The following is a 472-nucleotide window of genomic DNA, read 5'->3' as shown; positions in this document are numbered from 1 at the left end:
CCACCGAGGGGAACCTGGCGTTCGTGCACAGTCTCAACCACGTCCGCGGCACCCTGGACAGTGGCCGCGACATCGACATGTGGCTGCGGTGGACAGCGTGCCTGCGGTGCGTCGACGGGGTCTGGCTCGTCACCCATGATCACGTATCGGTACCTGCGGATCTCGAGTACGGCAAAGCCGTCTTGAATCTCACGCCCTGATCACCTTTCACAAAGCGACTGCGGTCGGTCATCCGAATGAAAGCGAACGACATGACAGCCCTGATCACCACCCGGCACCTGCTCATCAGCGCCTGCTTCGCGGGCATGGTCGCAGCATCACACGCTGTCGGAGGCGTATCTGCTCCGTCGACCGTGCTGGCGGCCTGTCCGAACGGTGAGGACCCCGACAACTACACCGGGACCTGTGTCCCCTACCTGGTGCCGAATTCACCGAACAGCAACAGCTTGTGCCCGCCCGGAGTCAGCGGCAC

At 63.3% G+C, this 472-nt stretch carries 2 protein-coding genes; both read left to right on the top strand.

Annotated features, from left to right (window positions below):
• Positions 1-200 (top strand): nuclear transport factor 2 family protein (locus IMZ11_RS43955; RefSeq protein ID WP_228649674.1); only part of this gene is annotated, 200 nt, incomplete at its 5' end.
• A 51-nt stretch (positions 201-251) separates the two neighbouring features.
• Positions 252-472: hypothetical protein (locus tag IMZ11_RS43950; RefSeq protein WP_228649672.1), on the top strand; the 221-nt coding region annotated here is incomplete at its 3' end.

The sequence above is a fragment of the Microtetraspora sp. AC03309 genome (genome assembly GCF_020826795.1).
GTDB classification, from domain to species: domain Bacteria; phylum Actinomycetota; class Actinomycetes; order Streptosporangiales; family Streptosporangiaceae; genus Microtetraspora; species Microtetraspora glauca.
Note: the sequence above shows the minus strand (reverse complement) of the source record. Positions and strands in the feature narration are given on the sequence as shown.